Source organism: Vibrio sp. OPT20, from assembly GCF_963889365.1.
Taxonomy (GTDB): Bacteria; Pseudomonadota; Gammaproteobacteria; order Enterobacterales; family Vibrionaceae; genus Vibrio; species Vibrio splendidus.
Genome location: NZ_CAWPOA010000041.1, coordinates 33,703 through 54,327 on the forward strand (window position 1 = coordinate 33,703; position 20,625 = coordinate 54,327).

General features: G+C 45.2%; 22 protein-coding genes. 8 read left to right on the top strand and 14 right to left on the bottom strand.

The window, feature by feature from the left end:
* Window positions 1-895: HAMP domain-containing protein (locus tag AACR09_RS08695; protein WP_228010487.1), on the bottom strand; the 895-nt coding region annotated here is incomplete at its 3' end.
* Window positions 895-1,584, bottom strand: coding sequence for a response regulator (locus AACR09_RS08700; protein ID WP_017077587.1), 690 nt, complete (start codon window positions 1,582-1,584; stop codon window positions 895-897). The genes AACR09_RS08700 and AACR09_RS08695, both read right to left, overlap by 1 nt.
* Before the next feature lie 187 nt (window positions 1,585-1,771).
* Between AACR09_RS08700 and AACR09_RS08705 the strand changes: the two genes are divergently transcribed.
* From AACR09_RS08705 to pfkA, 3 genes are all read left to right on the top strand, one after another.
* Window positions 1,772-2,281 carry a CpxP family protein gene (locus AACR09_RS08705; protein WP_193834794.1) on the top strand — a complete coding sequence of 170 codons (510 nt, stop codon included), beginning with the start codon at window positions 1,772-1,774 and terminating at the stop codon, window positions 2,279-2,281.
* A 163-nt stretch (window positions 2,282-2,444) separates the two neighbouring features.
* Window positions 2,445-3,353 (top strand): CDF family cation-efflux transporter FieF, encoded by a 909-nt coding sequence (gene fieF / locus AACR09_RS08710; RefSeq protein ID WP_026012358.1) that lies wholly within the window; start codon window positions 2,445-2,447, stop codon window positions 3,351-3,353.
* Between the two features lie 316 nt (window positions 3,354-3,669).
* Window positions 3,670-4,632 (top strand): 6-phosphofructokinase, encoded by a 963-nt coding sequence (gene pfkA, locus AACR09_RS08715; RefSeq protein WP_004729705.1) that lies wholly within the window; start codon window positions 3,670-3,672, stop codon window positions 4,630-4,632.
* A 369-nt stretch (window positions 4,633-5,001) separates the two neighbouring features.
* On the opposite strand, the gene AACR09_RS08720 is transcribed toward pfkA, so the two are convergent.
* Window positions 5,002-5,355 carry an endonuclease domain-containing protein gene (locus AACR09_RS08720; RefSeq protein WP_193834796.1) on the bottom strand — a complete coding sequence of 118 codons (354 nt, stop codon included), beginning with the start codon at window positions 5,353-5,355 and terminating at the stop codon, window positions 5,002-5,004.
* Between the two features lie 142 nt (window positions 5,356-5,497).
* Window positions 5,498-6,268 carry a triose-phosphate isomerase gene (tpiA, locus tag AACR09_RS08725; protein WP_004729704.1) on the bottom strand — a complete coding sequence of 257 codons (771 nt, stop codon included), beginning with the start codon at window positions 6,266-6,268 and terminating at the stop codon, window positions 5,498-5,500.
* A gap of 249 nt (window positions 6,269-6,517) precedes the next feature.
* Here tpiA and AACR09_RS08730 point away from each other — a divergent pair, with 249 nt between their 5' ends.
* Both AACR09_RS08730 and AACR09_RS08735 read left to right on the top strand, forming a co-directional pair.
* Window positions 6,518-6,865: a 5-carboxymethyl-2-hydroxymuconate Delta-isomerase gene (locus tag AACR09_RS08730; RefSeq protein ID WP_004729703.1), complete on the top strand. Its 348-nt coding sequence runs from the start codon at window positions 6,518-6,520 to the stop codon at window positions 6,863-6,865.
* Between the two features lie 86 nt (window positions 6,866-6,951).
* A complete protein-coding gene (locus AACR09_RS08735; RefSeq protein WP_004729700.1) occupies window positions 6,952-7,374 on the top strand; it encodes a DUF805 domain-containing protein in 423 nt (140 codons plus the stop codon).
* Window positions 7,375-7,475: 101 nt separating this feature from the next.
* Here AACR09_RS08735 and AACR09_RS08740 read toward each other — a convergent pair whose 3' ends face one another.
* The 3 genes from AACR09_RS08740 to glpX form a co-directional block, all read right to left on the bottom strand.
* On the bottom strand, window positions 7,476-7,823 hold the full coding sequence (locus AACR09_RS08740) for a DUF3135 domain-containing protein (protein WP_017086006.1): 348 nt from the start codon (window positions 7,821-7,823) through the stop codon (window positions 7,476-7,478).
* A gap of 102 nt (window positions 7,824-7,925) precedes the next feature.
* Window positions 7,926-8,546, bottom strand: coding sequence for a helix-turn-helix transcriptional regulator (locus AACR09_RS08745; RefSeq protein WP_004729698.1), 621 nt, complete (start codon window positions 8,544-8,546; stop codon window positions 7,926-7,928).
* Window positions 8,547-8,708: 162 nt separating this feature from the next.
* Window positions 8,709-9,716, bottom strand: a complete 1,008-nt coding sequence (gene glpX, locus AACR09_RS08750; RefSeq protein ID WP_004729697.1) for a class II fructose-bisphosphatase — start codon at window positions 9,714-9,716, stop codon at window positions 8,709-8,711.
* 324 nt (window positions 9,717-10,040) lie between these two features.
* Between glpX and zapB the strand changes: the two genes are divergently transcribed.
* Window positions 10,041-10,283, top strand: a complete 243-nt coding sequence (zapB, locus tag AACR09_RS08755; RefSeq protein ID WP_004729696.1) for a cell division protein ZapB — start codon at window positions 10,041-10,043, stop codon at window positions 10,281-10,283.
* Between the two features lie 112 nt (window positions 10,284-10,395).
* On the opposite strand, the gene rraA is transcribed toward zapB, so the two are convergent.
* The 7 genes from rraA to priA form a co-directional block, all read right to left on the bottom strand.
* A complete protein-coding gene (gene rraA / locus AACR09_RS08760; RefSeq protein ID WP_004729695.1) occupies window positions 10,396-10,914 on the bottom strand; it encodes a ribonuclease E activity regulator RraA in 519 nt (172 codons plus the stop codon).
* Between the two features lie 73 nt (window positions 10,915-10,987).
* Entirely contained in the window at window positions 10,988-11,905 is a 918-nt protein-coding gene (locus AACR09_RS08765) for a 1,4-dihydroxy-2-naphthoate polyprenyltransferase (protein WP_017080187.1), read from the bottom strand.
* A 155-nt stretch (window positions 11,906-12,060) separates the two neighbouring features.
* Window positions 12,061-13,401 carry an HslU--HslV peptidase ATPase subunit gene (gene hslU / locus AACR09_RS08770; protein ID WP_017077598.1) on the bottom strand — a complete coding sequence of 447 codons (1,341 nt, stop codon included), beginning with the start codon at window positions 13,399-13,401 and terminating at the stop codon, window positions 12,061-12,063.
* A gap of 58 nt (window positions 13,402-13,459) precedes the next feature.
* Complete coding sequence (gene hslV / locus AACR09_RS08775; RefSeq protein WP_004729692.1) at window positions 13,460-14,008, bottom strand: ATP-dependent protease subunit HslV; 549 nt, start codon at window positions 14,006-14,008, stop codon at window positions 13,460-13,462.
* A gap of 222 nt (window positions 14,009-14,230) precedes the next feature.
* Window positions 14,231-14,770 carry a cell division protein FtsN gene (gene ftsN, locus AACR09_RS08780; protein WP_029222060.1) on the bottom strand — a complete coding sequence of 180 codons (540 nt, stop codon included), beginning with the start codon at window positions 14,768-14,770 and terminating at the stop codon, window positions 14,231-14,233.
* 122 nt (window positions 14,771-14,892) lie between these two features.
* Entirely contained in the window at window positions 14,893-15,897 is a 1,005-nt protein-coding gene (gene cytR, locus AACR09_RS08785) for a DNA-binding transcriptional regulator CytR (RefSeq protein WP_004729690.1), read from the bottom strand.
* Window positions 15,898-16,137: 240 nt separating this feature from the next.
* Complete coding sequence (gene priA, locus AACR09_RS08790; RefSeq protein WP_193834798.1) at window positions 16,138-18,339, bottom strand: primosomal protein N'; 2,202 nt, start codon at window positions 18,337-18,339, stop codon at window positions 16,138-16,140.
* A gap of 332 nt (window positions 18,340-18,671) precedes the next feature.
* On the opposite strand from priA, the gene rpmE reads away from it, so the two are divergent.
* Both rpmE and AACR09_RS08800 read left to right on the top strand, forming a co-directional pair.
* Window positions 18,672-18,890, top strand: coding sequence for a 50S ribosomal protein L31 (gene rpmE / locus AACR09_RS08795; protein WP_004729688.1), 219 nt, complete (start codon window positions 18,672-18,674; stop codon window positions 18,888-18,890).
* A gap of 331 nt (window positions 18,891-19,221) precedes the next feature.
* The gene (locus AACR09_RS08800; protein ID WP_017077602.1) at window positions 19,222-20,511 is read left to right on the top strand and encodes a malic enzyme-like NAD(P)-binding protein; all 1,290 of its coding nucleotides are present in this window, start codon (window positions 19,222-19,224) and stop codon (window positions 20,509-20,511) included.
* Window positions 20,512-20,625: the final 114 nt, after the last annotated feature.

Genomic DNA, 20,625 nt, shown 5'->3' on the forward strand with positions numbered 1-20,625 from the left:
ATAGCGTCAGTAGCTCACTGATCATTTGTTCCAAACGCTGCGCTTCGGTATCAATACGTTCTAATTCTTGGCTCTCACCTTGCTTACGAATTGCCAGTGCATTAGCCATGCGTAGACGAGTCAATGGCGAGCGCAGTTCGTGTGAGATATCAGAAAGTAGGCGCTGTTGCCCCGAAATCATCTGGTTTACCGCTTCCACCATTTGGTTAAAGCTTTCACCCGCTTGTCTGAATTCTGAGGTGCCTTTTTCAAGTTGAGGGTCGACCTCAAATTGCCCTTTTGCTACGCGTTGCGCTGCGCGCTCTAGCCTACGTGCGGGTTGGCTCAATGCCCAAGCTAGCCATAGCAATAGCGGGGTGCTTGCTAGCATTACCGCAAGCAACAGTTGTAAAGGTCTATCAAACAGTCGTAGCAAAAATGGCGGTGGTTGGTTCCATTTTACTCCGGCATACATCAGTAATTCTTCACCAGCGAGTGTGATAGGTACTGGCCCTGCCACCATGTAGTGTCCGTATAGTTTCTGTTTTGGTACTTCAGGGTTATCAATCGAGGTAACAAAGTTGCGAATCGCTTTAAGCTTATAGTCCGAATGTCTTTTCGACGTAAGGACAGCGCCTTCTAGGTCGGTTAAATAGATACGAGCACGAGAATCCTTGCGGCTACGTGGTGCCTCTAGTTGGAACACAATTTTGCCTAGATTAGGTTCTTTGGCGTAGCGTTTCTCTGTGATTTTAGCGATACGCTCGAGTTTATCGAGGTGATCTGCAGGCACATCTCGCGCCACTCGAGGGTCTAAATGGGGAAGTGACAGCACCGACAAAAGCACCAGTAACATGGTGAACCAAAAGATAGCAAAGATACGTCCATATAAGCTGGTGATTTTAGGGATGCGCATTAATCTTCCTCTACCAATAAGTAGCCACGGCCTCGTAAGGTTTTGATGCGAGACTTACCGTCAGTACGTTCTGGAATCTTCTTGCGTAGATTGGAGATGTGCATGTCTATCGCACGGTCAAACGCCGCCAGCCTTTTGCCTAAAACATCCAAGCTCAGTGCTTCCTTGGTGATCACTTGTCCTGGGTTTTGGATGAGATGGCTCAGTAAAGCGAATTCTGTGGTGGTGAGATCGATAATCTGTCCATTACAGTAAGCCTCTTGCTTGCCAGGGAATACTTCGATGTCTTGGTATTGAATGATGTCGCTGGCTGATTTAGGCGCGGTGTTAGTCTGTGTTCTACGCAAGATGGCACGAATACGAGCGAGCAGTTCTCGGTCACTGAACGGCTTTGGCAAATAATCATCTGCGCCAAGTTCAAGGCCAATAACACGGTCGATCTCTTCGCCTTTGGCAGTCAGCATCAATACTGGTGTTTCCCAGTTTTCTCTCAGTTTCTTTAGCGTTTCCATACCGTTAAGGCGCGGCATCATCACATCCAAAAGAATCAGATCAATCTCATCATTGATAGCGTCAAGCCCCGCATAGCCATCATTGGCTTCGGAAACAGTGAAGCCCTCAAAGCTTAGGATGTCTTTAAGTAAGCTGGTTAGTTCTGTGTCGTCATCAATAAGAAGAATGTTCGCCATTGGGAAGCCTTAATCGGTTATCTACTATTTACAGGTTAATAATACTGCTAATTATTCGTCAACTTTCACTCTTTACGATTCTTTACGCTTTCTAAACGTCACTTTACGAGGGAAAGACTAATCTATATCTAAGCGCTGAGAAACAGACGCAATACATGACTTATTATACCGAATCGAGGCAACAATTATGAAAATGACTAAGAAACTTGTACTAGTAGCTGCGGCACTTCCACTTATGTTAGGTACAGCGAGTGCGTTTGCATACGGCGGTGGTGATAAAGGTGATCACAAAGGTATGCACGGTAAGTGTGGTGGCTTCGATAAGAAAGTGATGCGCCAACTAGACCTGACGGATGCTCAAAAAACAGAACTAAAAGAGATGCGCGAAGCGAACCGCGCTGAGATGAAAGCAAAACACTCAGGCAACAAAGCAGATAAAATGGCGCAAATGAAAGCGCATCACGAGAAAGTTCAAGATCTAGTTCTAGCTGATACTTTTGATGAAGCTGCAGCAAACGACCTAGCAAGCCGAATGGTTGAGAAGCAAACAGAGCGTCGTGTTGCGATGCTTAAGAAGCAACACCAAATGATGAGCGTACTAACGCCTGAGCAAAAGACTCAGCTGAAAGAAATCCAACAAGAGCGCATGGCGAAGTGTGCTGACAAAATGGAAAAACGCATGAACAAAGACAAGTAATTCATGGCTTGAGAAAGCTGAATTGATTGAAAGTGTTTAGAAAGAAGCGGCCTAGTGCCGCTTTTTTGATCTTCAAAAATGAATGTATTACATCATGGCTGTCATATTCAATCGGTTGTTTGCGGGTTATACTTTGTGCTACCAGTCACTTTATAGCCAATTTATGAAACAAGAATACGCACGTTTAGTTACGCTCGCCGCTTGGGCTGCCACCATCATTGCCTCCATATTATTGGTTGTGAAGGTTGCTGCGTGGTGGGTGACAGGTTCAGTCAGTTTATTAGCTTCTGTGGTTGATTCGCTGTTGGATATCGCCGCTTCTGTCGTCAACCTAGTGGTGGTTCGCTACTCTCTTCAGCCTGCCGATAAAGAGCATACCTTTGGTCATGGTAAGGCAGAATCTCTTGCTGCATTAGCACAAGCGATGTTTATTTCCGGTTCCGCTTGTTTCCTTATTCTTAATGGTATTGAGCGTTTCTTCCGACCGCATGAGCTGAACTCTCCTGAAATTGGTATTTATGTCAGCTTGTTCGCGATCGTAATGACCTTTGGTTTGGTTCGATTCCAAAAACATGTTGTCAGCAAAACGGGCAGCCAAGCGATAGCCGCCGATTCACTGCATTATCAATCCGACCTTTATATGAATGCAGCGATCATGCTCGCGCTAGCACTGAGCTGGTTTGGCATTGGTCAAGCGGACTCGGTATTCGCGATTGGTATCGGTATCTACATTCTTTACAGTGCCTACCAAATGGCAACAGAAGCCATTCAATCTTTGCTTGATAGAAAGCTGCCAGATGAAGAATTAAAACAGATAAAAGAGACATCGCTGAGTGTGGAAGGTGTGCTTGGCGTGCATCAACTAAGAACGCGTCGTTCAGGGCCTGTTCGGTTCATTCAATTGCATTTAGAACTCGAAGATAATATCCCACTTATTGAAGCGCACCGCATTTCTGACGAAGTAGAAGACAAGCTTATCTCCGTTTTCCCTGATGCTGATGTATTAATTCATCAAGACCCGTATTCGGTCGTATTTGGACCCGAGAAGCAGCAGAAATTTCACTCATGGTAAGCGAGCTAAAAAAGGGTTGGCAAATGGTAAGTAGGTGGCTTTTGAACTAAAGTGAGTAAAAATTACTAATTCTTCGGTGATTCAAAAACCACCTTAGTAACAATTAATGTTGATTCTGATGTGAATCAACAAAGTTACTGAGTAAAACTGTAATACTCTTACAGAAGTAGAAATGTTACATAATTTTACGCGATTTAAGTGCTATTCCTGTTGAGGAAATGTAACATAACGCACAAATATAGATTTAAAATCTTGTTGATATACAATCAGCAAGAATAAGAATTGAATAATAGATTCCCAAAAATCGAGGGTGAGCATGATTAAGAAGATCGGTGTTTTGACCAGTGGTGGTGACGCTCCAGGCATGAACGCAGCAGTTCGTGGTGTAGTTCGTACTGCGCTATCAGTTGGCATTGAAGTTTACGGCATTTACGATGGCTACCAAGGCCTTGTTGAAGACCGTATCGAAAAGCTTGACCGTTCAAGCGTATCTGACGTGATCAACCGTGGTGGTACTTTCTTAGGTTCTGCACGTTTCCCTGAGTTCAAAGACGTTGCGGTTCGTGAGAAAGGCATCGAGAACCTTAAGAAGCACGGTATCGAAGCACTAGTTGTTATCGGTGGTGACGGTTCTTACATGGGTGCTAAGAAACTGACTGAGATGGGTTACCCATGTATCGGTCTTCCAGGCACAATCGATAACGATATCGCGGGTACTGACTACACAATCGGCTACCTAACAGCGCTTAACACTGTTATTGATTCAATCGACCGTCTACGTGACACGTCTTCTTCTCACCAACGTATTTCTATTGTTGAAATCATGGGCCGTCACTGTGGTGACCTTACGCTTATGTCAGCAATCGCGGGTGGTTGTGAGTACATCATCACACCTGAGACTGGCCTAGATAAAGATCAGCTTATCAGCAATATCCAAGATGGTATTGCGAAAGGTAAGAAGCACGCAATTATCGCTCTAACTGAGTTAATGATGGATGCGAATGAACTAGCGAAAGAGATCGAAGCTTCAACAGGTCGTGAAACTCGTGCAACGGTTCTTGGTCACATCCAACGTGGTGGTCGCCCGACTGCATTTGACCGAGTACTGGCTTCTCGCATGGGTAACTACGCTGTTCACCTTCTTCAAGAAGGCCACGGTGGTCGTTGTGTTGGTATCGAGAAAGAAGCGCTTGTTCACCACGACATCATCGACTGTATCGAGAACATGCAGAACCCAGACCGTTCTGAGCTGTTCCGCGTTGCAGAAGAGTTGTTCTAAGCCACGTTTAGCGTTCGCTTAAAGAATTTAAAAACCGCTGATTTATCAGCGGTTTTTTTGTGCCTGTCGTTCTTTTGATTCATTGTAAAATCCCCTCCTAGCCTCCCCTTAAGTCAGGTTCACAGATACCTTTAGCTTTCTTTGGAAAGGGGAGGAACAGTTCCGTATTTGTTGGAACATATACCGACTACAACAAATTTTAGCTATTAATATAAGTTTTCCAAATAGCGATTCATTGAACACTTTGTGGTTTCAGTTAGCCTAGAAATCTAAGTACACAAAGAAAGTTCTCCCCCTTATCTTAGATCGGCAGGGTAATCGAGAATGTTGAAATAAGGGGGAGTTAGAGGGGGATATGTACATAGAAGTTTATTTGGGAATTGAATTCATGATCTTTACCAAAACTTCTTCAAGATTCTGATTAACCTCATTATTGGTAAAGCGAAGCACCTTGATTCCAATCTTGTTTAAGTCTCGTGTGCGCTGGTGATCGTAAGCCTGAGCTTGTTCTGTAAAGTGGCTATTACCATCGATCTCAATAGCCAGTTTTAGTTCACAGCAGAAGAAATCCACGACGTACTTTCCGATGCTATGTTGTCTGCGAAACTTAATACCAAGCTGCTTGTTCCGTATATAAAACCATAGCTTGCGTTCTGGTTGAGGCATGTTGTTTCTGAGATGTTTTCGAAATGTGTTTAGATGAGCTTGTATATAAATTTTCATAACGCAGTCCAATAAACCGGAATGTTATTAAGTTACAAAGAGCTCAGTACAAAAAAGAGGTTGGGGGTGGTGGTTTTCGAGCGAGATCAAAAAAGGCCAACCTAAGTTGACCTTTCATCTAATCTAAACGGTGAAGTTTAAATTAAGCTTTTGCTTCAGCTGCTGCTTTAGCGATAGCTGCGAAGCTTTTCGCGTCTAGAGCTGCGCCGCCAACTAGAGCACCGTCGATGTCTGGTTGTGCGAAGTAAGCTGCTGCGTTTTCTGGCTTAACAGAACCGCCGTATTGGATAACAACTTTCTTAGCAACGTCTTCAGATTTCTCTGCGATGTGTGCACGGATTTGAGCGTGGATGCGTTGTGCATCTTCAGCTGTAGCTGCTTTACCAGTACCGATAGCCCAGATTGGTTCGTAAGCGATGATAGCGCCTTCAAGAGCTTCAACACCTTGAGTGTTGATAACAGCGTCAAGTTGACGAGCACATACAGCAACAGTTTCGCCTGCTTCGTTTTGTGCATCAGACTCACCGATACAAAGAACTGGAGTTAGGCCGTTCTCTTTTAGGAATGCGAATTTCTTAGCAACGAATTCGTCAGACTCAGCGTGGTATTCACGACGCTCAGAGTGACCGATGATGATGTGAGATGCGCCGAACTCTTTAAGCATTGCTGGAGACATGTCGCCAGTGAATGCACCGCTGTTGTTTAGGTCAGAGTTTTGAGCACCTAGGATGATCGCGCTGCCCGCTTCAGTAAGCGTACGCTCAGCAAGATCAACGAAAAGTGCTGGTGGAGCAACTGCTACGTCTACGCCTGTTACGCCTTCAAGTTCAGCGTTAAGACCGTTTAGTAGATCAACAACCATTTCTTTGCTGCCGTTTAGTTTCCAGTTACCCATAACTACAGGATGACGCATAGGAATATCTCCAAAGTATTTAAATAAATCGAATGTAAAAAAGTAAACTTTATTACGAAATAATATAACAGAATAATATCAACAGATCATGACTGTGGTCATGACTTTCTTGGATCTTACTCAATGGTCAGAGTAGATTTTGAGCATATATCAGTGATCCGGCAGACAGAATAATAGCTAACTTCTCGGATTTTTCATCGTTAGTTGCTATTAAGGGACAAACGATTGCGTTAACAATAGGAAGTAATAATGCCGAATCTAGTTCTAGAGTACTCAAATTCAGTGGATGAGCGAGTGAATATCCAAGGTTTACTAGAAGATCTTCATCAAGTTACATTAAACTGTGGTTTGTTTGATGTACCTTCTGTGAAGTCTCGTTCATTGCGCTGTCATAACTGGTTGGTCGGTGATGAAGAGGACAATGTGGATTTTGTTCATATTAGCTTCGAGTTACTTTCAGGGCGTACCGAAGAACAGAAAAGAGAATTGTCGCGTTTGTTGATGCAAACCTTACAAGAACAGGCAAGCCATATCCGCAGCCTAACGGTCAACATAAGGGATATGGATAAAAGTTGCTTTCAGAAAGTGATTAACTAGCTAAAAATAATCAACGAACTAAAAGTGATTAACTAACTATTTGCTGCTAACTTTTTGGTAGCGTATTAATTTTTTGAGTATTTAAGATGTCGATGAAAGATTTACTGCTCTCTTTCAAAGGGAGAATTGGTCGTAAGACTTACTGGATTTGGAATATTTTCTACTATATCGCGATTACTGGTTTTGCCACCGGTATCTCGGTTTTGTTCCCAGCATACTCCTATCTCCTGTTACCAATCTTCCTTCTATTACTTGTTATTCCAGATCTTGCTGTTACCGCTAAGCGCTGGCATGACCGCAACAAGTCTAACTACTGGCTATTGCTGAATGTACCGCTCGTACTCGGGCGACTTGCATCACCTATGGCTGCGACTACGACAGAGCCAGTATCGCCTATTCACATGGTGGCAACGGTTGCTGCACTAGTGTGTGGTTTGTGGATCTTGGTAGAATGTGGTTTGATGAAAGGCACTGAAGGCCGCAATGATTACGGTGAAGATCCCGTTTAAAGATTGGATGATTCATCAGTAAAAAGGGAGCATTGCGCTCCCTTTTTTGTTCTAAGGCATTTTGTTTTTAATGCGTTTTTTTCACTAATACATTTTAGCTTTCAGTACATTTTTGGTTCTGTATTGGGTCTAAAAGGCACGACATTTTCAGGCAGAGATTCTTCAAAATCGCAGCGGCCTTTGAGTGCATCTTGGAATTTACAGACCTGACAGCGCAGCTCTTGCATCAGAACAACATTAGCGTGATGTGGATTCTTGCAGCGGCTGACGACTAAATCGATATGACTTTGTTGAGCGCGAAGCCTGTTTTGCATGGTCTCTGAGGCTGAGCAAATCATCTGTTCGCACATCTCGTGTTTGAATTGATTGAATGCTTTCGGATCGCTTTTCGCGAGTTGGACCAGTTCATCAAAAGGGGGCAGTTTTTGATTGGGCTGTGGATGTGCCATGATTCCTTCCTTAGCATTAAGCATGTTTCATATGCTTTAAGCTTAAGAAAGAAATTTGTACAAATTTTAATCTATTGGTGTTTTCTCAATATTGAGACAGGATCAGTAACTTGGCGTTAAGGTATAAGTACAACGACGCTCGCCAGTAATGATGTGTTCAGTGCGGCTCACATGACATTCATCTTTGAGTAATTCTTTGAAAACATTGAGCTCAGATTGGCACAGGCTAGGGCAGCGAGTCGCAGCCTTGCAGATAGGGCAGTGGTTCTCGATCAAGATGTAGTGATCGTCATGCTCTTGAAGTTCAGCCATGTAGCCTTCGTCTTCACGCAGCTGGGTGAGTTTTTTAAGCTTGCTGATCAGCGAGTCACAATCAGACAGCGCGGTTTGATATTGCTTAAGGGTGTGTTGTTCACGCTCGGCCGCAACCTTAGCTAACCCCTCTTTACCAAACAGATTCTCGACAGCATCGATCACTTGAATGGTGAGCTCACCGTGTCGATCTGAAAATTGACCATGGCCTTGTTGAGTCAGGGACCAGTGGCGAGTCGGGCGACCCACTTTTACTTTAACATCATGAAACGCAAGAATACCGTCATCTTCCAAACTTTGTAGGTGCTGTCTGGCACCCATTGTCGTCATGCCAAATTCTTCTGACAGTTGTTTCGCGGTTACCGCGCCTTGACGCTTAATGGTCTGTAAGATTTTGTCGCTTGTTTTCATACTATCTCTACCTAATGAACCTTACTATTATGAGGCAAGGTGTTTATAAAGCAAACCATTTACTATGGCGTAGGTGAAATGCACAGGTTATTGATGGCCAATAAAACAAAAGGCTGATACTTGGTATCAGCCTTCGCGTGTTCTGTTGAACCTAGTTTAGGTTTACAGGATGTGACCAATCACTTCTGGGTCTTTACGTTCTAGATAGTGAATAGACTTGATGCGACGAATAGTACGACAGCGGCCACGGATAAGCAGTGTTTCTGTAGTTGCGATATTGCCTGTACGAGTGATGCCTTCTAGTAGGTCACCCTTAGTAATACCCGTTGCAGAGAATACAACGTTGTCGCTACGAGCCATGTCTTCCATCTTCAACACGATACCCGCCGTTACGCCCATTTCAGCACAACGCTCTAGCTCAAGCTCACCGTGTTTGCGGTTCTCTTCTGTATCGCCTTTTACTTCATGACGAGGAAGCAGACGTGCGTGCATGTCGCCGTCGAGTGCGCGAATAACCGCAGCCGAAACCACGCCTTCAGGCGCGCCGCCAATGCAGTACATTACGTCGACTTCACTGTCTGGCATACACGTGAGGATAGAAGCAGCAACATCACCGTCTGGCACTGCGAATACACGAACGCCCATCGCTTGCATGTCGGCAATCACTTGATCATGACGTGGTTTAGCCAGTGTGGTTACTACCAGCGTATCGAGTGTTTTACCTAGTGCTTTCGCAATGTTTTCTAGGTTTTCTGTCAGTGGCAGTTCTAGGTCAATCACGCCTTTTGCACCAGGGCCAACAACCAATTTTTCCATGTACATGTCAGGCGCTTTTAGGAAGCTACCTTTTTCGCCTGCAGCCAATACAGCCAATGCATTTGATTGGCCCATTGCTGTCATGCGTGTCCCTTCAATTGGGTCAACGGCGATATCTACTGCATCACCGCCAATACCGACGTTTTCGCCGATGTATAGCATAGGTGCATCATCGATTTCACCTTCGCCGATAACGATCTCGCCGCTAATTTCGGTTTTGTTCAGTAGGCTACGCATTACTTCTACAGCAGCGCCATCTGCAGCGTTTTTATCGCCGCGGCCAAGCCACTTGTAACCAGCTAGTGCTGCACCTTCAGTGACACGAGAGAATGACATTGCTAAATCGCGTTTCATGCGGACTCCAAAATTTTCAAAAGGGGAATAGAAATTTCGCGGCGAATTTTACCATATCCCAAAGGAAACGTTTGCCTTTTTGTTTTTTGGGGATTGCTCTTGATCAATTTGCGGGTGAAAACAGGTAATATTCATCAAAATAATCAGTCTGTTGTCGCGGTAGTAATAATTCACGTCAATATTCGGTAAAAAGCGCTGTTTTTTTCATCGAATGGCGCAAAATATCGAATATATTGAGTGTTTATCCTTGCTCTGCTGAGTAGAATGGGGAAATAAGTGGAGTAGACCTTCACCATCAAACGGATAACTTAAAGGTAGGCCAGAATGTCTTTTGAAGTACTAGAGCAGCTAGAAGCAAAAATTCAAACAGCAGTAGATACAATTGCACTTCTTCAAATGGAAGTGGAAGAGCTTAAAGAAGAGAAACAAGCACTAGCAACAGAAGCTGGTGAGCTTAAAGAAAGCCGTCACGAGCTAGAGCAAAAAACTCAGCAAATGCAGGAAGAGCATTCAGCGTGGCAAGATCGCATCCGTAACCTTCTTGGTAAAATGGATGACGTAGAGTAATTGACTCTTCAGATTTAAAAAAACGCCCGCTACTGAGTAGCGGGCGTTTTTGTTTGTATTCTTATGCTTCGTGTTCTTATGGTTTGTTTTATTATTTGAAGCTGAGTGAGAGTTACTCGATCTCTTCTTCTTCAACATCCAGATCAAGTTCTACATCTAAAGGCTCTGCCGAAAGAATAATGCCGGTGTTGTCAGCGTAGAGGTAATCTTCCGGTAAGAAGGTCACGCTGCCAAAGTTGACCGGTACGTCCAATTCGCCGACACCTTCTTGGCTCGCACCAACAGGGATAGAAGCCAAAGCCTGAATACCAATGTTCATGTCTTCTAGCTCATCGACTTCACGAACACAGCCGTAAACCACAATACCTTCCCACTCATTGTCTTCGGCAAGTAGGGCAATCTCAGCATCGATCAGCGCTTTGCGTAGTGAGCCGCCACCATCGATTAACAACACACGTCCCAGACCATCTTGCTCTAATACGGAGCGAATCAAAGCATTGTCTTCAAAACACTTTAATGTCGTGATCTGTCCTGCGAAGGATGCACGTCCACCGAAGTTGCTAAACATGGGCTCCACGACATCAACTTGATCCAAATATATGTCGCACAGTGCTGAAGTGTTGTATTCCATTAGTATACCTTTTGAACAATGAGCTTACTTTGAGTATATCGGTGCTTGATCCCTTTGCAATGATTAGTCTCATTTAACTCAATAGAGTTTGAGCTACGACAACCCCTGCAAACAATAGGTTAGTGACCAGTGAGCATTTCACAATCACTGGCATCATTGGTGCAATCTGCGCTGGTTTTTCGGTTTCCCAAACGGCCTTGCCATGTTTGTAAACAATAACAATGCTCAATAAAAACGGCAGGCTGATCCAGACCGGTTTTTCTTGAATCAGTAGGTAGATAGCGAAAGAAGCAAGGGCGAGACCAAGCAGTGCAAAATGATAGTGCTTGGCTTTGCGTTGCCCTAGGCGAACCGCCATAGTGCGCTTACCACATTCGCTGTCGTTCTCTATATCACGCATGTTGTTGATGTTGAGTACCGCAACCGCCATTAATCCACAGCCTAAGGCCGGAAGAAATAGGCTTGGTTCAACATGACCAGTGTGTAGGAAGTATGTGCCTGAAACGCCTAACAAACCGAAGAAGATAAATACCGATAAGTCGCCAAGGCCAATATAACCATAAGGTTTATTGCCCACTGTGTAAGCGATGGCAGCCATTATGGCTAATACGCCTAACGCGATGAAAGATAAGATACTCTCAATCGAGGTTAAGGCATGAAAAATAAGAATCAGCCCAGCGAGCATGGTAAACACGATGTTGAGGATGATCGCTTGCTTCATGGTTTTCGCGGTCACCGCGCCGGATTGCATTGCGCGTGTTGGCCCCAGACGGTTTTCGTTGTCGGTGCCTTTTACTGCGTCGCCATAGTCATTGGCTAGGTTCGACAGAATTTGTAATAAGGTGGCAGTTAAAAAAGCCAGTAGGGCTATTGATAGAGAAAACTGACCGCCGGCGAATGCTAAACTACTTCCTGTAAGAATAGAGACGAGTGCGAGAGGCAGAGTTTTTGGTCGTGCGGCATCAAGCCAAATCAGTAGAGATTGTTTCATCGTAGGTCTATTTCTTTGTAAGTCTTCGTTTCAAACTGTGATTTGAGTATACGCCCATTTTTCGGGTAATAAAAAGCCCACTCGAAAGTGGGCCTTGAATTCGCTTATTAGCTGCTATTTCTTTGAGATAGAGCAATAAGTTGGAGTTTTGTGTGCTACAGGATGAAGCGACTTAGGTCTTCGTCTTCTACGAGCTCACCAAGCTTAGATATTACATAAGCTTCATCAATCAGCAATTTACTGCCTGCTCGGTCTGTTGCGTCAAATGAAATTTCATCCATTAGGCGCTCCATGACTGTGTGTAAACGACGCGCACCGATGTTTTCAGTGGTTTCGTTCACACGCCATGCTGCGTCTGCAATCTGGTTGATGCCATCTTCAGTGAACTCAATGCCGACATCTTCTGTTTTCATCAGGGCAATGTACTGCTCGGTCAGTGACGCCTTTGGTTCAGTAAGAATACGTTTGAAGTCATGTGCTGATAGTGCTTCAAGTTCTACGCGGATTGGTAGACGACCTTGCAGTTCAGGGATCAGGTCAGATGGCTTAGCCACTTGGAAAGCACCTGATGTGATAAACAAGATGTGGTCAGTTTTAACCATGCCGTGCTTCGTTGATACTGTGCTGCCTTCGATTAGAGGCAGTAGGTCGCGCTGAACACCTTCACGAGATACGTCTGGGCCTGAGCTGTCGCCACGCTTACAGATTTTGTCGATCTCATCGATGAATACGATGCCGTTGTTTTCAGCGTTGAAGATCGCGCTCTCTTTTAGCTCTTCTTGGTTCACAAGCTTCGCAGCTTCTTCTTCCGTCAGTGCTTTGAATGCGTCTTTGATTTTCATCTTACGCTTTTTCTTGGTGTCGCCCGCTAGGTTTTGGAACATGCCTTGCAGCTGGTTGGTCATCTCTTCCATACCAGGAGGTGACATGATTTCAACGCCCATTTGCGGCGCGGCTACATCAACTTCAATCTCTTTGTCGTCTAGCTTACCTTCGCGCAGTTTCTTGCGGAAAATTTGGCGAGTGTTTGAAGAGGTGGTGTCTTCCGTTGATTGCTCGTTCTGACCCCAAGCATCACGTGCTGGTGGTAGAAGTGCATCAAGAATACGTTCTTCAGCTTGCTCTTCAGCGCGGTATTGTACTTTTTCCATCGCTTGTTGATGTGTCATCTTGATCGCAACGTCCGTTAGATCTCGGATGATGGTCTCAACTTCTTTACCAACGTAGCCAACTTCGGTGAATTTAGTCGCTTCTACCTTGATGAACGGCGCATTAGCGAGTTTCGCTAGACGGCGAGCAATTTCAGTTTTACCCACACCCGTTGGGCCAATCATCAGGATGTTTTTTGGCGAAACTTCAACACGCAGGCTTTCTTCAAGCTGCATACGACGCCAGCGGTTACGTAGAGCGATAGCCACTGAACGCTTAGCGTTGTCTTGGCCGATAATGTGGCGATTGAGTTCGTGAACAATTTCGCGAGGAGTCATCTCAGACATGGTTTTTCCTTAATTCTTTAATCACTGTTGAATACAACGTTATTGATGGAAGCGGTCGTTACTCTGGCTTTGGCAGCTCAACGGTGCTTTCTAGTTCTTCAATAGTGTGGTGATGGTTGGTGAATACACAGATATCGCCAGCAATGTTCAGCGACTTTTCTGCGATTTCACGAGCATCTAAATCAGTATTTTCTAATAGTGCAGTCGCTGCTGCTTGAGCGAAGTTACCGCCCGAACCGATCGCAATCAGGTCGTTCTCTGGTTGAACGACGTCACCGTTACCAGTAATGATCAGTGAAGCGGTTTCATCCGCGACTGCTAGCAGTGCTTCTAATTTACGTAGAGCACGATCGCTACGCCAATCCTTCGCCAGCTCAACGGCAGCTTTGGTTAGGTGGCCTTGGTGCATTTGCAGCTTGCTTTCAAATTTTTCGAATAGCGTGAAAGCATCTGCCGTACCGCCAGCAAAACCAGCCAGTACTTTATTGTTGTATAGGCGACGTACTTTACGGGCATTGCCCTTCATTACAGTATTGCCTAGAGATACTTGTCCATCACCCGCGATGACGACTTTATTATTACGACGTACAGATACAATGGTAGTCACGAGTAGGGCCTCTTAATATTTCTTATCTTTGGGTATAAAAAGTATATGAGGTTGGTGCTCGGATAATTCAAGGAAGGGCGAGCGATGTCGCGCAACTTATCGGCGGAAGTTGTAAGGAAAACTGACTAAAGGGAGTAAATAAAAGAAAACCTCCACAATGGGAGGCTTTCGGAGTTTGGTTTTCGGCTTTTGCTAAGATTAAGACTGCGACTATCGCTAAATCTAATCGGTGTCTTTCCAAATAGCGCAAGGTTCGATTTTTGCCCGTTGCAGCTTATGGCGATCGCGCTCGGCGTCACGCTTCAACTTGTATGGCCCTAGAACCACACGGTACCAGCTACTGCCGTCTTTTTTACGGATTTCACTCGAGATACCTTGGAACGCAATATCTAACTTGCGCGTTTCTGCCTGTGCTGACGTTTTGTAAGCGCCACACTGCATCACGTAAGGGATCTTAGAGATCTCTTGCTCTTTGGCTTTAACTTCAATCTCGCGGCTTGGCAGCGTTTCAACGTAGTCCCACTTCTCTTCTGGAGGCGGTGGAATCACTTTCGCTGGTTTTGGCTTAGGTTTTGGTTTGGTAGCCACAGGTGTTGGTGCTGGCGGCTCAGGATCATTACTCAATAAGTAAAGTCCATAACCAAAACCACCGGCAAGGAGGATCGCCAAAAGACCACTGCGCCAAGGTTTACGGCGAGGGGCTTGTTTCTTGGTCGGTTTTTTCGTGCCACGACCGCGCTTTACATAATCTCTATTAGCCACAAGACAATTCAATAGTTGCTGATTCTGTCCTCATGGTAATCCAGATTGCGCGAGGATAATAGTGCAGAAATGGAAGCGGCACATCAAAATGTGCCGCAGATTTATAAGGGTATTTCTGAGGGTTACATTCGAGGTGGTGCGGTGCTGCCTCTAACGACTAATTTAGCTTCAAGCAGACGCGAACCTGCTTGCACATCGTTGCCCTTCAATAGATCAAGCATCATCAACATCGCTTGGCGTCCAATCTCATAGCGAGGCTGAGAAATAGTGGTTAGCGGTGGATCGCAGTATTGAGCGAATTGGATGTCATCGAAGCCAACAATCGATAGGTCTTGAGGAACGCGTAAACCTAGCTTCTTCGCTTCTTGAATCGCACCAATCGCCATCGCATCGTTATGACAGAAGATCGCTGTAGGTTGTTCAGGAAGTGCGAGTAATTGACGAACCGCTTGCGCACCAGCTTCAAAGGTGAAATCGCCCACAGTGCTGTAAGCTGGGTTCATTGATACTCCAGCGCGGCGCAATGCTTGTTGGTAGCCTTGTTGACGGAACTTACACAGGGTTGCAGTCGTTGGTCCAGAGATCTGAGCGATGCGCTTATGACCTAACTGAGCGAGGTAATTCACGGCTTCAAATGCAGAGGTTAGGTTGTCGATGTGAACCGTTGGCAGTTCAAGCTCAGGTGCGAATTCACACGCCATAACCATTGGCGGTAAATTCTTTTGCTCAGGCTTGCTGACATCAAACGGATGATCAGTGCCAAGCAGTAGCATACCGTCTGCTTGCTTTGTGAAGACCAAGTTAACAAATGAAGACTCACGCTTCTTTTGTTGACCACTGTCACCCAGTAGAACGAGGTAGTCATTCTCTACAGCGGCATCTTCGATACCACGAATGATTTCGGCGAAGTAAGGGTCACAGATATCAGGAACGATAGTGATGATGGTTTTTGATTCGTTGCGACGTAAATTTCTAGCTAATGTATTGGGTGAGTATCCAGCTTCAAGTACTGCTGTCTCAACTCGTTTACGAGTCGAAACCGAGACTTTTTCAGGGTTCATCAATGCACGTGATACCGTTGCCGTTGAGACGCCTGCTAGCTGGGCAACATCCTTCATTGTCGCCATAAATTAAACCCTCTTTTAAGTTCCTTTGTCGCCTAAGTATTTAAGGCGTGAATAATTAATACAATCGGATAGATATTATGAAAGTGTTGCTAACACTTTTTTTATTGCAATATTTTATTCGTTTCATCCGTGTAAAGTTACGGCTAGATTAACAAAAATCACATGACTAGTGTGAGGTTGCTCACGAGAAATATGAAATATTTGTGAACAAACTTATCATTAGTTTTAACCCAAGTAGGTTTAGCTCAAATCTTGCGGCTCAATATCGAGTGACCAACGGACTTTTTTCGCAGCAGGTAACATATTAATTGCCGGCTTGGCACTCATTAATAACTTCTGCATTAACGAACGAGTCTGAGTTTGTAGAATCAACTGCCAGCGTGATTTACCCGCTCGCTTGGCCAGTGGCGCTGGGGTGGGGCCTAGAACCATGCAATATTGGTCAAACAACGGATGCGATTCTAATGTATGACGAACCTGACGCAAGAACTCTTCCACCAAACGTGTGTCATTGGCTTCCGCTCTAAACAGAGTCATAAAGGTATAAGGTGGCAGCATCGCTTGTTTACGCTCGGCCAATGCGGTTTGGGCAAAGTGGTTATAGTCTTTGTGCAGCAACGCTTGTAACAAGCCATGTTCTGGATGGTGAGTTTGTAAGATAACCTCACCCGGCTTACTGGCACGGCCTGCTCGACCGGCGACTTGAGTAAACAGTTGCGCCAACCGTTCAGAGGCGCGGAAGTCACTACTATATAAAGACGCGTCCACATCCAATAACGCCACAAGTGTCACGTCAGGAAAGTGGTGACCTTTAGCAAGCATCTGTGTACCGATAAGAATTTGGTATTCACCTTTACGAATCGACTCTAGCGCGCTTTCTAAGCTGCCTTTGCGGCGGGTGCTGTCTCGGTCAATACGAATGGTTTTGTATTCAGGGAAGAGCTGACCAAGTTGAGCCTCTAACTGTTCGGTACCTACACCCACCGTCACCAAGTTAGCTGAACCACAGCCTTGGCAATTGTGCACGATATGCTGTTGCGAACCACAATGGTGGCAGCGCATTTCATTACTGTACTGGTGATAGGTGTAGTAGGCATCACAACGCTTACATTCGGCTGTCCAACCACAATCGTGACACATTAATGCGGGAGAGAACCCACGACGGTTGAGAAACAACATCACTTGGTTGCCTGCTTTGAGGTGTCTTTGCATTTCAGCAATCAACGACGCAGACAAGCCACTTTCTAGATATTCACCTTTAACATCCAACACCTTATTGGTGGTCGGCAGTGCGACACCCGCGCGTGAGGTCAGAGTGAGGTAACTGTATTTACCGATCTGTGCGTTGTGCAGCGTCTCAAAGGCCGGAGTCGCCGAGCCTAACACAACCGGAATCTGTGCTTTATGAGCACGCATGATGGCTACATCACGAGCGTGGTAGCGTAGGCTATCTTGCTGCTTATAAGAGGAGTCGTGCTCTTCATCGACAATGATAATTCCCAGATCAGCGAAGGGAGTGAACAGAGCCGAGCGCGTACCAATCACAATGCCCGCTATTTTGTCTCGCGCTGATAACCAAGCATTCAGTCGTTCAGAATCGTTTAATCCAGAGTGAATCACCTCAACAGGCACATTAAAACGACGCTTAAAGCGATTAATCGTTTGTGGAGTGAGGCCTATTTCCGGTACCAAGACTAACGCTTGTTTACCTTGCTCGAGAATCGGCTTGATCATATTCAGGTAGACTTCGGTCTTACCTGAGCCGGTAACCCCCTCGAGCAAGAAGCAACTAAAATCGGTTTGGCTATTTACTGTCGCAATCGCGATCGCTTGTTCAGCATTGAGCTTCGGCTTGTCTTGTTCGTTTTCAAGTTCAACTGGCCACGGTTGGCGCTTTGGCTTTTTCTCTACCGACTCTATCCAACCTTTCTCTTCCAAAGTCTTAAGCACCGCGCTCCCGACTTCTTCATCAATGAATTCTTGATGAGGAACAGGGCCGTGCTCAAGCATATGCATCACTTTGGCTTGCTTAACCGCACGACCAAAGCCTTGCATCAGTTGATCTCTGCCTGATGGGGTCAATTGCCACTCGACAAGCGTTGCGAAGTCGGCAGCTTTGCCTTTTCGTAAAGCGCTTGGTAGAGCATTAGCCAAGGTTTCACCCAGTGGATACTGATAGAACTGGCTACACCATACCAAGAGTGAGTAGACCGATTCCGGCCAAACGGGTTGGTTGTCTAATAAGGCTTTAATGGGCTTGAGCTTGTCTAGCTCGAATTCAGATTCGTTAACCAGAGCTGTAACAATACCTGTTAAGGTTTGTCGTCCAAAAGGCACAGAGACTCGTCCACCAATAATCGGGAATAGGTGGTTAGGAATCTTGTAATCGAACTGCTTGTCTAGTGGAACAGGCAGTGCCACGCGGGCAATCATTGGACGCATAAAGGGACAGCTTTATCTGAGTTGACGAGAGCGAACAGTCTAATGGATAAGGGCGTTAAATTCGAGGAGCAGTTTGGATGAGAGTATCGAGTTAACGCGGGAAGATAACGATAGCCCGAAATCTCAGGCCGACAAAGGAAATAAAAGAGGCTATTGGTGAAAAATGTATCAAATCAGTTGATCCTGCCTTATAGATTCATTACTATACTGCGCCTTAAAGGTATGGCTTTATCGCAGTTTAGTGATGCAGCGGTGTCTTTATTTTATTTTTTAACTACGTGTGGTGTGCGGCTTAGAATCGTATAGCGACACGGCCTACTTGAGGTTATCCCATGAAAACTGGTATCCACCCAGAATACAAAGCAGTTTCTGCAACTTGTTCTTGCGGCAACACATTTGAGTTCAACTCAACGCTTGCAAAAGAATCTATCCACCTAGACGTATGTGACAAATGTCACCCATTCTACACTGGTAAGCAACGTATCGTAGATACTGGCGGCCGTGTTGATCGCTTCAACAAGCGTTTCGGTGCTCTTTCTAGCAAGAAGTAATTCTCGCTATTTAGACATAAAAAGGACACTTCGGTGTCCTTTTTTGTTGCCTGAAATTTAAGAAAACGCTGAATCTTATTCAGCCATCAACTTCTCGAAACGACAGGCAACCCGCTTGAGTTTTGTTTCATAACTTACACCCAACACTTCATTCTTGAAATCCGCTCGAAAGTTCAACAAGCGATAGTAATTTCAACTGCTCACTGGTCTTATTAGTAGTGAAATCTCGTTTTTTAATGAGACAGAGGCTTTAACCACCTAGGAACTTTGAAGTACATCTATTAACATGAACAAGATCCCCCAAATAATAATATCCTAGGAACCTACACCTATGTCTGAAGACAGCCGCCAAGATCAATCCTCTCAAGCGTTATCGCCTCAAGAACAATTCCGTCAGCAAGCTCTTGATTACCATGAGTTCCCAATTCCAGGCAAAATTGCCGTAGAACTGACGAAGCCTGCAAACTCTGCAGAAGACCTAGCACTTGCATACAGCCCAGGCGTGGCTGAGCCTGTTCGCGAGATCGCACAGAACGTTGATAACGTTTATAAGTACACAGGTAAAGGCAACATGGTTGCAGTTATCTCTAACGGTACAGCGATTCTTGGCCTAGGTAACCTTGGCCCTATTGCTTCTAAACCTGTTATGGAAGGTAAAGCGCTACTGTTTAAGCGTTTTGCTGGTTTAGATTCTATCGATATTGAAGTAAAACACCGCACAATCGATGAGTTCATTGATACGGTTGCGAATATCGCAGATACATTCGGTGGTATTAACCTAGAAGACATCAAAGCACCTGACTGTTTTGAGATTGAGCGTCGCCTGATTGAGCGTTGTGATGTCCCTGTTTTCCACGATGACCAACACGGTACAGCGATTGTAACGGCTGCAGGTATGCTGAACGCGATTGAGCTTCAAGGTAAGAAGCTTGAAGAGTGTAAGATCGTTTGTTTAGGTGCTGGCGCAGCAGCGGTTGCTTGTATGGAACTGCTGATTAAGTGTGGCGCTCAGCGTGAGAAGATCTACATGCTTGACCGTAAAGGTGTAATCCACACTCGTCGTGAAGACTTGAATGAATACAAAGCGCTATTCGCAAATAACACGGACAAGCGCACGCTTGAAGATGTTATTGAAGGCGCTGACCTGTTCTTGGGCGTATCGGGTCCTAACCTGCTACCAGCTAAAGCACTCACGCTGATGGCTGATAAGCCTGTTGTGTTTGCATGTTCAAACCCAGATCCAGAGATCAAGCCAGAGCTTGCTCATGAAGTTCGTTCTGACCTTATCATGGGTACAGGCCGTAGCGATTACCCGAACCAAGTAAACAACGTACTTTGTTTCCCATTCATTTTCCGTGGTGCGCTTGATGTGCGTGCGAGCGAAATCAATGATGAGATGAAGCTGGCTGCGGTTAAAGCGATTCGTGAACTAGCGAAAGAAGAAGTTCCGGCTGAAGTACTCGCTGCTGCAGGTGAGACTGCACTGGAGTTTGGTAAAGGCTACATCATTCCTAAGCCAATGGACCCACGTCTACTTCCTCGCGTAGCAAAAGCGGTTGCAGTAGCGGCCGTTGAATCTGGCGTAGCTCGTATTGAGATGCCTGCTAACTATATGGCTTAATGCCTTAATGCCTTAATGCCTTAATGCCTTAATGCCTTAATAGCGTAATAGCTGTTGCTCTATTGAGCGAAAAAGAATAATAAAAAACCGACTCATAGGAGTCGGTTTTTTTAT

Bases quoted from the DNA above. Each gene is read 5' to 3' on its own strand.
- AACR09_RS08700 (WP_017077587.1), bottom strand. From the start codon at position 1,584: ATGGCGAACATTCTTCTTATTGATGACGACACAGAACTAACCAGCTTA.
- AACR09_RS08705 (WP_193834794.1), top strand. From the start codon at position 1,772: ATGAAAATGACTAAGAAACTTGTACTAGTAGCTGCGGCACTTCCACTT.
- fieF (WP_026012358.1), top strand. From the start codon at position 2,445: ATGAAACAAGAATACGCACGTTTAGTTACGCTCGCCGCTTGGGCTGCC.
- pfkA (WP_004729705.1), top strand. From the start codon at position 3,670: ATGATTAAGAAGATCGGTGTTTTGACCAGTGGTGGTGACGCTCCAGGC.
- AACR09_RS08720 (WP_193834796.1), bottom strand. From the start codon at position 5,355: ATGAAAATTTATATACAAGCTCATCTAAACACATTTCGAAAACATCTC.
- tpiA (WP_004729704.1), bottom strand. From the start codon at position 6,268: ATGCGTCATCCTGTAGTTATGGGTAACTGGAAACTAAACGGCAGCAAA.
- AACR09_RS08730 (WP_004729703.1), top strand. From the start codon at position 6,518: ATGCCGAATCTAGTTCTAGAGTACTCAAATTCAGTGGATGAGCGAGTG.
- AACR09_RS08735 (WP_004729700.1), top strand. From the start codon at position 6,952: ATGTCGATGAAAGATTTACTGCTCTCTTTCAAAGGGAGAATTGGTCGT.
- AACR09_RS08740 (WP_017086006.1), bottom strand. From the start codon at position 7,823: ATGGCACATCCACAGCCCAATCAAAAACTGCCCCCTTTTGATGAACTG.
- AACR09_RS08745 (WP_004729698.1), bottom strand. From the start codon at position 8,546: ATGAAAACAAGCGACAAAATCTTACAGACCATTAAGCGTCAAGGCGCG.
- glpX (WP_004729697.1), bottom strand. From the start codon at position 9,716: ATGAAACGCGATTTAGCAATGTCATTCTCTCGTGTCACTGAAGGTGCA.
- zapB (WP_004729696.1), top strand. From the start codon at position 10,041: ATGTCTTTTGAAGTACTAGAGCAGCTAGAAGCAAAAATTCAAACAGCA.
- rraA (WP_004729695.1), bottom strand. From the start codon at position 10,914: ATGGAATACAACACTTCAGCACTGTGCGACATATATTTGGATCAAGTT.
- AACR09_RS08765 (WP_017080187.1), bottom strand. From the start codon at position 11,905: ATGAAACAATCTCTACTGATTTGGCTTGATGCCGCACGACCAAAAACT.
- hslU (WP_017077598.1), bottom strand. From the start codon at position 13,401: ATGTCTGAGATGACTCCTCGCGAAATTGTTCACGAACTCAATCGCCAC.
- cytR (WP_004729690.1), bottom strand. From the start codon at position 15,897: ATGGCGACAATGAAGGATGTTGCCCAGCTAGCAGGCGTCTCAACGGCA.
- priA (WP_193834798.1), bottom strand. From the start codon at position 18,339: ATGCGTCCAATGATTGCCCGCGTGGCACTGCCTGTTCCACTAGACAAG.
- rpmE (WP_004729688.1), top strand. From the start codon at position 18,672: ATGAAAACTGGTATCCACCCAGAATACAAAGCAGTTTCTGCAACTTGT.
- AACR09_RS08800 (WP_017077602.1), top strand. From the start codon at position 19,222: ATGTCTGAAGACAGCCGCCAAGATCAATCCTCTCAAGCGTTATCGCCT.